The organism is Candidatus Manganitrophaceae bacterium (assembly GCA_016200325.1).
Taxonomy (GTDB): Bacteria; Nitrospirota; Nitrospiria; order SBBL01; family Manganitrophaceae; genus Manganitrophus.
The window spans coordinates 185,610-199,195 of the sequence record JACQEZ010000016.1; the positions used below are offsets into that span (position 1 = coordinate 185,610).

General features: G+C 54.6%; 15 protein-coding genes and 1 tRNA gene. 5 read left to right on the forward strand and 11 right to left on the reverse strand.

Annotated features, from left to right (window positions below; all coding sequences use genetic code 11):
* The first annotated feature begins 103 nt into the window (after positions 1-103).
* The 4 genes from dksA to HY282_13820 all read left to right on the forward strand — a co-directional run bounded on the left by dksA (position 104) and on the right by HY282_13820 (position 2,294).
* Positions 104-490 (forward strand): RNA polymerase-binding protein DksA, encoded by a 387-nt coding sequence (gene dksA, locus HY282_13805; protein MBI3804827.1) that lies wholly within the window; start codon positions 104-106, stop codon positions 488-490.
* 75 nt (positions 491-565) lie between these two features.
* Positions 566-793, forward strand: a complete 228-nt coding sequence (locus HY282_13810; GenBank protein ID MBI3804828.1) for a hypothetical protein — start codon at positions 566-568, stop codon at positions 791-793.
* Positions 790-1,038, forward strand: coding sequence for a hypothetical protein (locus HY282_13815; GenBank protein ID MBI3804829.1), 249 nt, complete (start codon positions 790-792; stop codon positions 1,036-1,038). The genes HY282_13810 and HY282_13815 overlap by 4 nt, the downstream gene beginning before the upstream one ends.
* A 41-nt stretch (positions 1,039-1,079) precedes the next feature.
* Positions 1,080-2,294, forward strand: coding sequence for a tetratricopeptide repeat protein (locus tag HY282_13820; GenBank protein MBI3804830.1), 1,215 nt, complete (start codon positions 1,080-1,082; stop codon positions 2,292-2,294).
* 22 nt (positions 2,295-2,316) lie between these two features.
* On the opposite strand, the gene HY282_13825 is transcribed toward HY282_13820, so the two are convergent.
* Positions 2,317-3,132, reverse strand: coding sequence for a M48 family metallopeptidase (locus HY282_13825; protein ID MBI3804831.1), 816 nt, complete (start codon positions 3,130-3,132; stop codon positions 2,317-2,319).
* Between the two features lie 164 nt (positions 3,133-3,296).
* Here HY282_13825 and HY282_13830 point away from each other — a divergent pair, with 164 nt between their 5' ends.
* Positions 3,297-3,818 carry a DUF4124 domain-containing protein gene (locus tag HY282_13830; protein MBI3804832.1) on the forward strand — a complete coding sequence of 174 codons (522 nt, stop codon included), beginning with the start codon at positions 3,297-3,299 and terminating at the stop codon, positions 3,816-3,818.
* Positions 3,819-3,855: 37 nt separating this feature from the next.
* On the opposite strand, the gene HY282_13835 is transcribed toward HY282_13830, so the two are convergent.
* From HY282_13835 to HY282_13880, 10 genes are all read right to left on the reverse strand, one after another.
* A tRNA-Val gene (locus HY282_13835) sits at positions 3,856-3,930 on the reverse strand.
* Between the two features lie 116 nt (positions 3,931-4,046).
* A complete protein-coding gene (locus HY282_13840) occupies positions 4,047-4,601 on the reverse strand; it encodes a hypothetical protein (GenBank protein MBI3804833.1) in 555 nt (184 codons plus the stop codon).
* 17 nt (positions 4,602-4,618) lie between these two features.
* Positions 4,619-6,130, reverse strand: coding sequence for an FAD:protein FMN transferase (locus tag HY282_13845; protein MBI3804834.1), 1,512 nt, complete (start codon positions 6,128-6,130; stop codon positions 4,619-4,621).
* 93 nt (positions 6,131-6,223) lie between these two features.
* The gene (locus HY282_13850) at positions 6,224-7,381 is read right to left on the reverse strand and encodes a hypothetical protein (GenBank protein MBI3804835.1); all 1,158 of its coding nucleotides are present in this window, start codon (positions 7,379-7,381) and stop codon (positions 6,224-6,226) included.
* A 177-nt stretch (positions 7,382-7,558) separates the two neighbouring features.
* On the reverse strand, positions 7,559-7,750 hold the full coding sequence (locus HY282_13855; protein MBI3804836.1) for a hypothetical protein: 192 nt from the start codon (positions 7,748-7,750) through the stop codon (positions 7,559-7,561).
* Between the two features lie 60 nt (positions 7,751-7,810).
* The gene (locus HY282_13860) at positions 7,811-8,305 is read right to left on the reverse strand and encodes a transcriptional repressor (protein ID MBI3804837.1); all 495 of its coding nucleotides are present in this window, start codon (positions 8,303-8,305) and stop codon (positions 7,811-7,813) included.
* 55 nt (positions 8,306-8,360) lie between these two features.
* The gene (locus HY282_13865; GenBank protein ID MBI3804838.1) at positions 8,361-9,455 is read right to left on the reverse strand and encodes an ABC transporter ATP-binding protein; all 1,095 of its coding nucleotides are present in this window, start codon (positions 9,453-9,455) and stop codon (positions 8,361-8,363) included.
* A 56-nt stretch (positions 9,456-9,511) separates the two neighbouring features.
* Positions 9,512-11,182: an iron ABC transporter permease gene (locus HY282_13870; GenBank protein MBI3804839.1), complete on the reverse strand. Its 1,671-nt coding sequence runs from the start codon at positions 11,180-11,182 to the stop codon at positions 9,512-9,514.
* A gap of 25 nt (positions 11,183-11,207) precedes the next feature.
* Complete coding sequence (locus tag HY282_13875) at positions 11,208-12,176, reverse strand: extracellular solute-binding protein (GenBank protein ID MBI3804840.1); 969 nt, start codon at positions 12,174-12,176, stop codon at positions 11,208-11,210.
* A 324-nt stretch (positions 12,177-12,500) separates the two neighbouring features.
* The gene (locus HY282_13880; protein MBI3804841.1) at positions 12,501-13,532 is read right to left on the reverse strand and encodes a hypothetical protein; all 1,032 of its coding nucleotides are present in this window, start codon (positions 13,530-13,532) and stop codon (positions 12,501-12,503) included.
* Between the last annotated feature and the right edge of the window lie 54 nt (positions 13,533-13,586).

The following is a 13,586-nucleotide window of genomic DNA, read 5'->3' on the forward strand; positions in this document are numbered from 1 at the left end:
CGTCTGGTTTTTGTTGACGCTCCCGCCATTCTTTGTTATACTGTTTTGCTAATTGCTTTTTACCCAAAGGGACCCGCAAATGGCAACGGAGAGGAACAATCGGATGAAGGCCACGAAGAAAAAAGAGAAGGCAACAAACCCCTATGAAGAAATCAAAAAAGACTTAGAAAAACAGAGGGAATCATTGTTGGCCGAAGCGGGCGTGATCTTGGGATCGGGGCTGAACCAGGTGAATGAGACACTGACCGATCTGGGGGACCAAGCCTCTGCGGAAGCGGACCAAAACTTTCTCTTGAGACTCCGCGAGCGCGAGCAAAAACTACTAAAAAAGATCGATGAAGCCATTGATCGTATCAATGAAGGGACGTTTGGAATCTGCGAATCCTGCGGCGGCCAAATCTCCATAAAGCGTCTAAAAGCCCGTCCTGTCACCACACTCTGCATCGATTGCAAAACCAAGCAAGAGGCGGAAGAAAAAATCAGGCAGTAAAACGATACCGTTTCTCCTGAAGAGATCTGACCCGACCCATTTATTTTGCACCCCATCCCCCTTCCGGAATCCCTTATGAAGGGAATCGGAGGTTGCCTTCTTGTCTTCCTTGGGCTTTTCGGGCTCTTTTTATCCATCGCGATGAGCTTCACTTACTATCTGCTTCCATTCGCCTTTTTCTTTTTCATCGGGTCGCTTATTTTGATTTCTTACGCGCTGGGGCCGTCCGGTGAAAAGGACAAACCGAGCGACCTCACCTATAATAAAGAAGTACGTCAGAAAAAAAGTGAAGAGGGAAAATGATTGAGGTCGGCTTGTGGATACAAACGGATCAAGGAGAATCTCTCTTAATCAAAAAAGATCCGAACGGATATCCCGACGTGGTGTCTCTTTCCCCCTCTCTCACGCTGACAGATTCCCAATCGAAGAAAGAGGCGATAAAAGCGCTGTATGAAAAACTAACAGGGAAGAGCTATGCCCACGCACATGCGACCACACGGCAGGTATTATGGGATTTTTTAGAGGTCGCGATTCAACACCTTCCATGACCGACCTTTTCCAGAAGAAGCCTTCCTATAAGGCGCTTTCTTTGCTGAAGTATCTCGGCACAAAAAGATCTCCTGTCCCCCTCTCCATTCTCATCTTTCTTATGATTCTTCTCAATGGATGCGCTTCAAAACAGACCATCGTCGACAATCGAGCCCACCTATTCAGATCGAAAGAGATCGGCGTCGAGATCACTTTTTCCCCTCAATGGCATCTCTCCAATGCCGCCAATAGCTTGTTTGTCGCTGAATTAAAACCGACCGGAACACCGATCGTTCGACTCACCGCCACCGACGAGAAAAATATCCCTTCTCTAGAAGACTATCTCAAACTGGAGCCTTCCATCCCCCTCTCTCAGCGCGTTCAGAAGCTCTCTCAAAACAAAATCTCCTACCTGCAAGCCCTCTCCTCCCGGAAAATTAAAGTAAATGGGGAAACATGGGGAGAATCGGTCTGGCTCGGTCAGCGGGAGGGGATCACAAAAATTTTCCACACCTATACCGCTTCAGCTCGGCTGAATCTCGTCCAGCTCCATTTTGAATTTCCCTCGACTTTTTATGAGAATCAGAAAGAGATCATCGCCGCGGTGCTCGACGGGGTCTCTTTTCTACCCCTGCCGGAGCCGTCAGACGAGGAATATGTCCGCGCCTACCGTTCAATAGGAGAGATCTATAAAGGGCGAGGACAGTGGAGTGATGCGATTGAGGCCTTCCAGAATGCTCTCTCCAAAAACCCGCAAGAGCCGGAGTTGCACATTCTTCTGGGAGAGAGCCATTTGAAAAATGATGCGATCGACCCAGCGCTTCAATCTTTTCTGAAAGCAACGCAATTGAGCTCTCAAAATGCCCGAGCCTATGAAGGATTGGCGGATGTCTACTTTAAGCAGGGAAGCACCGATCAGGGGATCGCTGCGATTAAACGGGCCGTCGGACTGGCCCCTCAGAATCCGGGGCTTTATCTCAAGCTGGGGGAAGCTTACCTGAAGCAGGGAAGAACACAGGAGGCGATTAATACCTATCAGAAATTGCTTCGTCGGAAATTTGACACTGCCGATGCCCATCTCGGCTTGGCAAAGGCCTATCTCAACGTCGATCTATACGAACAGGCAATCCTTGAATTGGAGCAGACGGTCAAGCTTCGCCCGCAACAGGTCGAACCGCATTGTCTCCTGGAAAAGGCCTATACTCATCTTGAGTCGACCGCCGACGCCGAGCGCGAAAAACAGCTCTGCAAACAAGGGACCTCAGAGACCCCGTAGAGGCCGCTCCGCCGCCGTCCGATTACCTTTTTCCACCCTGGCCTGTTTGGCTCTGCTGATATTCCCGCTCCGCCTCCGGCAGCCATGCTGTGATCTGTTGAACCCGCTTCTCATCGGTCGGGTGCGTGGAGAGAAATTCCGGCGCCTTGGCCTTATCGAGTTTGGCCATTCTTTCCCAAAAATGAACCGCCTCTTGCGGATCATAACCCGCCTTGGACATTAAGATTAAACCGATATGATCCGCCTCTGATTCCTGCTTTCGACTAAATGGGAGGATGACCCCGACTTGTGCCGCCGCCCCGTAGGCGCTATTGACCGCCTGGATCATTCCCGGATCTTGGTTCTTCACGGCCAGCCCCACATCGAGCGCGGCAAGCCCCAGCTGTGCCAGCAGACCGGTCGTCATCCGCTCGCCACCGTGACGCGCCAGCGCGTGCGAGACCTCATGCGCCATGACCGTCGCCAGTCCCGCCTCATTCTGAGTCACCGGGAGAATCCCGGTATAAACAGCAACCTTCCCACCGGGAAGACAGAACGCATTCACCGTCTTATCGTCGTCAATTAAATTAAATTCCCATTTGTAGTCGGGCTTGTTTGCGACCGCCGCAATCCGCTCCCCGACCCGCCGGACCAACGCCACTTTTTCAGGATCGTTCGAGAGCTTCGCTTTGGAGAGGACTTCTTGATAGGAGGTCAATCCCAACTGGATCTCTTGGGATTCGGGGATCAGGATCAACTGCTCCCGGCCGGTCACCGGAGTGCTTCGGCATGCCGCAAAAATCGAGAGAACCATCAGTACGAGCGCGATCTGAGTGCGAATCGTCCTTGCACGCTTCATAGAATGACCTCTGCTTAAGTGAGGGAGTCTTTGCTGAAAATCACTGTCTATTTATAGTAGCATAAGCGAAAGAAGCGAATCAAAGCGCGCCTCGAATCGCCTTGCCAAGAGGGAATGGATCGGCTATCTTAAAGTGTGAAATTCTATTCATAAAAGGTCTATCCATGAATAAGATTAAAAAAAGTATCGTTTCAGCGTTGGTGCTCTTGCTTTCTTTGACCTCTTTCGTCACGGCCGTCGAGATCTATCGCTGGCTGGATGAGACCGGCACGCCTCACTTTACCGATGATCCCGCAAAAGTCCCCCCTGCCTTTCGAAAGAATGCAACGGTGGAAGAGTTAAAAGCGATGCCGTCCGTCAAACCGATCGTCCCGCTCGAATCAACCGATGTTTCACCCCCGACCGATCGAGAGGGACATAATGAGGAGTGGTGGCAAGCGGAAATCGGGAAATGGCGGACCAAGAAGGAAGAGGCCGCGCACAAGTTGGCCGAGGCGGAGGCACGGCTGGCGCAGGTTCAATATGGGAATGAGGGGATCTCCTCCAGAATGGCCGAGACGGGAGATCTATTGAAAGAGATTGAAATGCAAAAAGAGGCGATCCGTAAGGCGGAGGAGATGATCAGAACTGTCCTTCCGGAAGAGGCGAGAAAAGCGGACGCCCCGCCGGGATGGCTCCGGGAGTGACGGTCCGTAAATGAAGATTAAATTAAGAAAAAGAAATTGGTAGGCGATGCTGGGATTGAACCAGCGGCCTCTTCCGTGTGAAGGAAGCGCTCTACCACTGAGCTAATCGCCCGAATGAGGAATGTTCCTTTTTAACAAATAAACCGTCCGGCTGTCAACCTGCGAATCTCCTGTCATCATCCCGCCACCCTGTCCTACACGCTTCCATCATTCACAATGGCTCAAACCTCAGGGCGGATGCGAAGGATGGGCCCGCTTCTTTCGCCCTCCATGATCCGAGGGTTTTTTCCAAAGAAAATAGAGGGGAAGCAGGGTCAAGGGGAAATAGCTGATTCCCATCCCGATCCAGGCGCCGATCTGCGCATAGGCCAGGGAAGCGGAAAGATATCGAACCAACCAAGGCGAGGCGAGATCGAGAAAGGTGCTCCCGAACGCCAGCCCGATCGTCCCGAACTTTAGCGCTTTGGAAAGCGGGACCCCCGCGAACAGATGGGCTAACACCAAAAGAACGATCCCCTCGATATAGGCATGGAAATGGGTCACTTCGAGCAGCTCGGGAAATTCTTTTGGGAACGCCATCTCCCCCTTTCCCTCGGTCGCGGGGCCTTCTCCCCCTTGATAGTGCTGAACGATCTTTGAATAGGTGGGGCCGATCCGGGTAATCGAAATGAGGACAAAGCTGAGATGGCCCGTCAGCGCAAAGACGATGAAGAGAGTATAGATCCAACGGATCTCGAGCGACGACTTCGACAGCCAGCTTTCTTGTCTCGTAAAATTTTTCACCCGATCTCCATCGCGCGTTAGCCTTCTTTTTTCTGTCTCTTGTAAGCCACCTCAAAAATAGCCAAGGCTTTCTTCACGGCATAACTTGCGGCACGAGAAGAAAGGGTCGCGCCGCTGATCGCTTCGATATCATCCCCCAGTCGAAGGGGATTGGTGACCTTCTTCTTTAGAAACTGAGCCATGAAACGGGAATGGCGAATTTCCGAGCCGCGCGACTCTCGATAGACAAGGACCTCCACCCCTTTGATCTCACCGGTCGGATCGATGCCGATTAAAAACGTAATCGGCCGCTCCTTTCCAACCACTTCCAACACCGTGGCGTAGCCGACCGTCTCCGTCCCCTTTCGGCCCACGCGGAAACGGTAATCATCTTCTCGGAAGGCCCGCCCCGCCCACTGCTGCGCCTGCGCCAGCTGCTCTGCGGAGAGGTCGATATGATCGGTGTCGAAACGCTCCGCTTCCGGCATCATTTTGCGAAGCGCTTCTTCTTCGGTCAGATAAACGACGGTCGCTTCGCCCAGGCTCGGAAGAAAGAGACCCGCCAGCAGCAGCGACGCCAATGCCAAGAAACGCCGTCGGCTCAACGATGGGACGGTAGACCGTCGGCCCCATCCCGAGGTTGGATGCCTTGAAATGAGGCCTTCTTCCTCTTCCCGGAGAATCAGCCCCTCCACCCCGGGGCGGCGCGCCAGCAGGGCGTTTCCTTCCCCCTCTCCCAGCACAAACGCCGCGGTGGAGAGGGCATCGGCCTCCATGGCGCTTGGGGCGATCACACTGACGCTCGCCACTGCAGCCGCCGGGTATCCGGATCGAGGGTCGATGAGATGACTGAAGCGCTTTCCACCGAAGATAAAATACTTTTCATAGTCGCCCGAGGTTGAGATCGCTTGGTCGGAAAGGAGGACCGTTTCCATCTTCTCTTCCTCATTCCGGGGGTGGCGGATGTCGATCTCCCATCCCGCCTTGCCGGGAGGCGTTCCGAGCGCATAAATCGTGCTCCCGCAGCTGATCATCGCGCGAGAGATTCCCGCTCGGCGGAGGATTTCGGCGGCCCGGTCGATCGCATATCCTTTCCCGATCCCGCCGAGATTGATCTCAACCCCCTCTTTCAAGAAGGCAACGCGTCCGGAGGAGAGCTGAATCGACCGGTAGTCGACCCGGTCGAGCAGGGAGAGAACCTCCTCATTCGAGGGCGGAGAGAGCCGGGCTGGTCCCGGTCCAAACCCCCACAACCGGATGAGCGGCGCAGCGGTCGGATCAAACGCCCCGCCGCTCTGCTCGGCATACTCGATCGACCGCGCAAGAACGCTGAAGAGCTCCGGATCGATCGACCGCGCACCTGTTTTACCGAAGGCATTCAAGCAGGTCAAGTCGCTTTGAGGACGGTAGACACTCAACAGCCGTTCGATCCGAGCGACTTCCGTGAAGGCCAACGTCACCGCCTCGGCGCACCGCGCCCGCTCCCCATAGGCGGTCACCTCGAAGAAGGAGCCCATCAGATACCGCAGTCTGCGATAACACACTTCCATGAAGAAATCATCCAATAACGCAGGAAGGGCGACCGGATGGTCGCCCTTCCGACAAATCTTAAAGCTGAATCCGGAAAATCAATTGACGGGTCATCAATACATGAAGGCGAGGGCCATATTAAACCGGCTCGCGTCGGCCCCCGTCTCATCCTTCCATATCTCCCGATCGGCTTTGAGCGCCACATCCGGATGAGGGTAGAAGGCCAGGCCATAGGTCGTTACCTTTCGATTGGTCGCCGGATTTCCCACAAATCCGGAGGGGACTTTCGCCTGCGTATCGAATGCTTCATACCGGACAAAGGGAACAAGATCCCATTCGGTTTTGATCAGCGTCGCCAAATGATAAGCCCCTTCGACATACCAACCGACCTGCGCCGACCCGACCGTCTCTCCGACCAAGGCACTGACCCGGTCGGCCCCCCGGATGCGGCCTTGCGCATAGAGGCCCGTTACGTCGATCCCTTTCATCCGGTATCGAAGATCGACATCCCACAAGGTCACCTGGACCTTTCCAAGGCCCGGCGTCCCTTGACCCGCCCCTGCGCGGTAAAGCGAGGCCCCGACCATCAAGCCGGGGAGTCTGGCATATTCGACCCGTCCGACCCCGCCGAAATTGACCGCCCTATTGGTATCCTCGAAGAGGATTTGCCGGCCGCCCATGATTCCATTTTCCGAGAAGCCGCTTGCATCCAAACCTTCGACGAAATAGATCCGATAGTTAAAGCCTTGGAACGGCTGACCGAAAAGGCCGAATCCACCCGAATTCCAACTGGTCGGGATAATATACCGCTGGACGTACGGCCGCTCAACGCTATAGAAAAGGGTCGGCTCGTGGAATTCATTCAACGGTCCCACCGGCAGCAGAACACCGCCGACCCGGACGTTCACCAGATCATTAATCAGGTAATCAATATAGGCAAACTCCAACTCGAGTTCCTGCGCGGCATGCTCGTAATCGATCTCCGCGTGGAGGCTCAACCGATCGTTGTAATAGAAAGACCAGCCGAGCACGAGCCGATGGAAATCGAGGGTGGCCGGAAGATCGCCGGCCGGGAACCCGGTCCCCTCGACGACCGGATGATTGTAGTGAAGCTCTCCATAGCCGTGGAACGACATCCTCGGCTCGGACGCCGCGTCCTGTGTCTCCGGCGGAAGGGCGCCTAACTCCATTTCAGCCGAGGCCTCCCTTGCCGCGGTAAAACCGAATATCATCGCCGCCATTAAAACTGAAACGATCCAACCCCTTTTCATCGACTCCTCCAAATGTGATCGGTTGACGGCGCGGGGTTCTTTCTTGAATGACCTCTGGCCTTCGCTCTACGTGCCGGATGACGCAGGTCACCGGCGCTGAACATTCCCTCTAAAAATAATTGGCATTCATTCCATATAGATAGATCAGCGCCCGAACGCCCCAGGAAAAACAGACGCTCAGGGCAAGGCCGTGGGATGGTCCAAGGTGACATGAAGACGGTAGATCACGGGATGATCTTCCAGCATAGGCTTTTCGCTTTGAGAAAAGGGAATGAGCGCCACCCGCTTGCAGCGGCGGCACTTCAGCTCAATTCCATCCTTTTTTACCTTTGCCACCAAGCTTCCGCAAAGGCACCGTAAATCTTCCATCCCCTTCTCCCCGGCATCAATCCCGCTTCGCTCTTTTCTCAATATGATTGAAGGCGATGTCTATCGCCTGGCCCGCTTGGCGCAGTCCGAGCAAAGTCCATAAAGCTCCAGCTTGTGGCTGTAAATCGTGAAACGGTTTTCCCTCGCCACCTTCTCCTGGAGCTTTTCAATGTCGAGATTCTCAAACTCGATGATCTTCTTGCATTGGGTACAGACCAGGTGATCATGGTGGTTGACGTTGTAAATCAGCTCATAACGGGCATGCCCATCCCCGAACTGCCGCTGCTCCGCGAGCCCGCATTCGCAAAACAGATTCAGCGTCCGATAAATCGTCGCAAGACCGATCGATGCGTCTTTCTCCTTCATCATTCGGTAGAGCTCTTCGGCCGTGACGTGGCGCTGCGCCTCCATAAAAGCTTGCAGGATGGCGCTGCGCTCTTTGGTGACTTTCAAGTGGTGCTTCGCGATATGTTCCTGGAGGAGCGTCTCTTCTTTTTTAACCGTCTCTTTCACCGCCGCCTCTTTTTGAGAATGATTCTCAAACTCATTCTGCATCTTAAAGAACGGCTTCCGGCTTGTCAAGTTTTTTTTGGAAGGTTCCTTCACTATTTTAGAGGGCCTTCCCGTCTCCCGACTGGGTTGTCGAATCTTTTTTGAAGAAGACATCATCCCTCCTGAATAGAACGGTGTGTGTGACTTTCAGTTTTAAATCGACCTTCGTTTGGTCGGGATAAACCGCCAGAGAATGCTGGCTGCTGTGAAGCGTCTGTCCCGAGGGAAGGGCAACCGTATAAAGATTTTCCGATCCTTTAAATTGTCGGCCCAAAACCGTCGCGATTCCGTCCACGCTCGAAACCAGATCGACGTCATCCGGCCGGATCATCACCATCACCTCCGCACCGTCCGGGAAAGTAGACGGATTCGGAAAGGTGCCAATCGCAGTGAAAACCTTCGCCTCTCGAATGATTCCGGGGATAAAATCGGCCTGTCCGACGAAGTCGGCGATAAAAGGGGTGGACGGGATGTGATAGACCATCTCCGGCGTATCGCACTGCTCCAGATGTCCCATGTTGAGCACCGCCACCTTCTGCGCCATCGCAAAAGCCTCTTCATGATCGTGCGTCACCAGAATCGCGGTGCTCTCCGTGCGGCGCAAAATGGCGGCCACTTCCATCCGCATCTGCGCCCTCATGTCGGGATCGAGATTGCTAAAGGGCTCGTCCAGCATCAGAACGATCGGATTGGGGGCGAGCGCCCGGGCCAGGGCGACCCGCTGCTGCTGCCCGCCGGAGAGCTCATGCGGATACCGATGGCCCAATGCGCCGAGGCCAACCTGCTCGACCACCTCCTGAACCCTTTTCTTTCGAAGCTCTCGGCTCAGCTCGCCGAGACCGAACGCCACATTTCCCTCCACTGTAAGATGAGGAAAGAGCGCATAATCCTGAAAGACCATGCCGACCCCCCGCCGTTCGGGCGGAAGCACCTCGCTCGGGCGGCTCACCTCCCGTCCGCTCAAGAGAATTTTCCCTTGATCGGGAACTTCAAAACCGGCGATGAGGCGAAGCAGCGTTGTCTTTCCGCTTCCGCTCGGCCCCAACAGCGCCAAGACTTCCCCTTTCGCCACATTGAGGGAGATGTCATACACGGCCGGCATCTTCCCTCCCGGATAGGTCTTGGTCAGCTGGACCAATTCAATCACTGTCATGGAACCAGGAATCCTTTCCGCCGCATCGCCCTTCGAGTCAATCAGGAACCCTCCCCTTATTTTATTTCTCTGCTGGAATACCGGGTCAGCAACAAAATCGGAATAAAGCCGGTTAAAACCAGCACCATCGCCGGCAGCGCGGCGCGCTCCCATTCCCCTTCGGAGGTCATCTCGAAAATCCGGACCGACAGGGTGTCCCAGCCGAAAGGACGGGTCATTAAGGTGATCGGCATCTCCTTCATAACATCGACAAAAACCAATAATGCGGCCGTGATTAATCCGCCGCGAAGGATTGGAAAGTAAACTTTGCGCAGAAGTGAGAAACCGCTCAAGCCCAAACTCCTCGCCGTCTCATCGAGGCTCGGCGTGATTCGATTCATGGCGCTGTCGATTGCGCCGTGCGCCACCGCCATGAATCGAATCAGATAGGCCAGGAGCATGGCGAGCAAGCTGCCGCTGAGGACGAAGCCGATGTCGATGCCGAAGAGGACTTTGACCCAGGAGAGGATCTGCTTGTCGATCCAGATCAGAGGAATAAAAATACCGACAGCCAATACCGATCCGGGAAGGGCATAGCCGAGGGTTGCGAGGCGCACGGTCATCCGTGTGAAGAGATCATTTCGCAAACGATTTGTAGAGACCAGGACCAGCGCACAGGCGGTGGTGAGGAGCGCCGCCGCTCCACCCAGAAAAAGGGAGTGGCCGAGGAAGGTAATATACTGAAGATCGACATCCTCTGCGATCACCCCGGCCGCCCAGACCGTCAGCTGACCGACCGGAACGATGAAAGCGATCAGAAAAACGCCGAACACATAGGCGAACGCAATCCAACCCCCGATCCCGCGGAATCGGAATCGATCGGCGACATTGCTTCTGCCGGTCTGAGAAAAGCGCTGATGAAACCGCAACTGCTGCTCCACCAGCAAGACGACAAAAACGATCATGACGAGTAGCGAGGCGAGTTGGGCCGCGGCCGAGAGGGAAAAGAGCCCAAACCAGGCCTTATAAATCGCGGTGGTGAAGGTGTCGTAATTAAAAATCGAGACCGTTCCAAAATCGGCCAAGGTCTCCATGAGGACCAATGCCAACCCCCCCGCGATCCAGGGGCGCGCCATCGGCAGCGCCACCCGAAAAAAACCGCGGAGGCGGCCCTGTCCCAACGACTGCGCCACCTCGATCCCGCGCCGCCCTTGGGTGAGAAAGGCATTTCGCACCAACATATAAAGATAAGGATAGAGGGTCAGCGTCATCACGGCGATGACCCCGCCGGTCGATCGGATCCTCGGGAACCAGAGCTTCTCCACCCCGAGCCAAGCTCTCAGCGCGGTCTGAATCGGACCGGTGAAATCAAACAGCCCAATGCTGACAAAGGCAACCACATAGGGGGGGAGGGCAAGCGGGAGCATCAAAGCCCAATCAAGCCATTTCCTCCCGGGAAAATCACACGCGGCGGTCAACCAGGCCAAACTGACCCCCAGCAGCGTGGTGCCGACGGCCACGCCGGCTGTCAACCAGAGGGTGTTCGCAATCAACGTGAAGAGACTGGTCTGAACAAAATGCCGCCAAACGTCATTGGTATGAGAAAAGATTGAAAAGAGCACCACCCCGAGCGGGGTTAAGACCAGTGCGGCGAGAGAGAGCGAGGCAAGCAGCCAGCGGTCGAGAAAAGAGCGTCGAACAAATGTAACGCCTCGCTCGAACGGCCCTCTTAATACATACGGCTTCATCGCCACGGCAAGTTCCTCATGACCCTTATTTGTATCCCGCGCGGTCCATCAGCTTTACCGCCTCCCCTTGCAGCTCCCCCGCTTTGGAGACATTGATGAGGTTTTGCTTAAAAGATCCCCAGGCGGCCACCCGTGGATCGGGCGCGACCTTCGGATTGGCCGGATACTCCATATTCTGATCGGCGAAAAGGTTCTGCGCCTTTTCGGAGGAGAGCCACTCCAGCAGCTTGATCGCCGCCGCCGCGTGCTTGGCATATTGAGTGACGCCGGCGCCGGAGACATTCACATGAACCCCGCTGTTGCTCTGATTGGGCCAGAAGAGGGCGATCGGGAGCTCGGGTTTTTTCGCCATCAGCCGGCCAAAATAGTAGGTGTTCACAATGCCGACATCGCATTGCCCGGCGGCGACCGACAGCATCACCGGTGTGTCATCCGCAAAGACATCGGTGGCAAGGTTGTTCACCCACGATTTGACAATCCCTTCCGTCTTGGCCACGCCATAGTCATAGATCATCATGGCAACCAGAGATTGGTTATAGACCTTCTTCGAGGTTCGGAGGCAGAGGCGGCCTTTCCACTTCGGATCTCCGAGCGCTTCGTAGGTGGTTAGATCGGACGGTTTCACCTTTTTGGTATTGTAGACGATTGTCCGCGCACGGACGGACAGACCAAACCAGCGGTTTTCCGGATCGCGCAGGTGCGCGGGAATGTTCCCTTGAAGGACCTTCGAATCGACCGGCTTGAGGAGTCCTTCCTTCGCGGCCCGCCACAGATTGCCGGCATCGACCGTAATGAACATGTCGGCCGGCGTCTGCTCCCCTTCCGCCTTGAGGCGCTCCATCAGCGGCCCCTCCTTATCGGTCAGGGAGGTCACATGGACGCCGGTCTCCTGGGTATAGGCATCGAAGAGCGGCTTGATCAGCTGCTCGTTTCGAGCCGAATAGACAACGACCTCCTCTGCACCGGCTGACACGGCAAAACCGGTCCCGAGCATCAGGAGGAAGAGGCCGAGGAGCCCTCGAGAAAAAAGAGCGTTGATTCGAATCGATTGATTTTTGCTACAAGCTAAGAGGTCCATCGAACTCCTTGTCTAAGCCAATAATGCCTGATTCAGGCCGGATTGATTGTGGCAGGCTCAATTCATTCAGCACCGAGGGGTGGTCCGGAAGGCATAAATCCCTTAAATGTAGGGGGGAGAAAAACAGAATGTGAATGAGGCGATCCCTAAATGAGAATGATTATCAAATTCAATCTCCATTCTAAGAGGCCCCACTCGGCTTGTCAAGTATTTTTTGAAGGGAAGAAGACGGAAAAATCTCTATTTGCGAAGGAACAAATCGAGGAGGAAGATCCCGAACCAGCCGACCAGAAGGATGAACCACCCTCCGATCAAGATAAATTCGAGCGTCGTTGAAAAAGAGACCGAGAACTGCTCGGCGGCCATGGTGTAGACATCCTCCAAGACATCGAGCTTCTGGGAGATGCCTCGGCTCCAATTATCAAGGTGAAACTTTTTTGAGATCTGGCTGTAGACCCGTGCCGAGTACCAATCGCCGATCAACTTGATATTGTGATCGATCGCGTCCGATTCCAGAATCGATTGGGTTCGGATCTGGATGATTTCTTTGAGGCTGGCGCGAATCTCCTTCGAGCGGAAGAGGGTCCGCTGCGTCTGCTTCAGCAGGACGATGGTCTGTTTCAGACGGTCATCCAACTGATCGTCGAGGATACGCGACTTTAAGAGTTGGACATTGGCAATCTCGAACAGCTCGATGTTGCTCTCGAAATCACCGTTCGGGTCGAACATGAAGGCGCCGTCCCAATCGACCAGGGTTAAATCATCTTTGGCATACTTGAGCCCCCCTTGCAGCGTGTTCTGAATCTCCGCCTCGTCGAGCTGAATCCGCTCATTTTTTAAGATGTGCGCAATCCGCTCGCCGTGGAGCGTCAGGTAGAGCTCGGGATCGCCTTGGTAACTCGAGACGCAATAAATATTGTACTCCTCATCGAAATGGGGGAGACACTCATATCGCACCAGGTATTTCCGGCACTCCTGCAGGATCTCTTTTTTCAGGGGGGAGAGGTGTTCCGAGAGAAGATTCTCGAGCTGAACGGTCGCCTCGACGATCACGATGTCGGGAAGATAGGCCTTCACCAGGAAGGTCACGTCGCGTCCGAGGAAGTTCGACTTCTCCAGCTTGATTATTTTTTGCTTCGGAATGACATCGGGATAAGCGGGGGAATGTTTTAATGTTTTGCTCTCGAAGACCGAGGTGCTCTCCAGGTTGAGATCGGTTTGGCCGACCACAAAGACCACCAATTTCCCTTGGAGCGACGCATCTTTTTCCATGCCAAATTCCATAGTAAAAAGAATATACCTCAGGGACAATCTAGTCAACGGTGC